Consider the following 413-nt stretch of genomic DNA (forward strand, 5'->3'; position numbering starts at 1 on the left):
CCGTCGGCGAGATCATCGCGGGAGAGCCCGCCGCCCAGGCCGTCCTGGACGACCAGCGTCTCGGCCGGCTGAAGCCCACCGGCCCGGTCCGCGTGGTGACGGGGACGCAGGACGACATCGTGCCGCACGCGCAGGCGCGGCAACTGGCCGTGGACTGGTGCAAGAAGGGCGGCGACGTCACCTACAAGGCGGTGAGGCTGTCGAATCTGGGCGACAAGCTGCTCACCAACCACCTGGCGCCGCTGCTGACCGACCAGGGTGACGCGGTGGACTGGCTGGCCGACCGGCTCAAGGGCAAGGCGGCGAGCTCCAACTGCTGGACCATGCCCGTGCAGCCGTGAGCAGGCGGCAATGACATGAGCCCCGTCCCGCAGCTGCGGGACGGGGCTCATGAGCGGAGCGCCGGGCAGGCC

At 71.7% G+C, this 413-nt stretch carries 1 protein-coding gene; it reads left to right on the forward strand.

The features are described from left to right. Positions 1-341, forward strand: a 341-nt coding sequence (locus tag LPA54_RS40395; RefSeq protein ID WP_228985406.1) for a lipase family protein, incomplete at its 5' end; no start/stop codon positions are given. Positions 342-413: the final 72 nt, after the last annotated feature.

The organism is Streptomyces sp. DH12, assembly GCF_020873895.1.
Classification (GTDB): Bacteria; Actinomycetota; Actinomycetes; order Streptomycetales; family Streptomycetaceae; genus Streptomyces.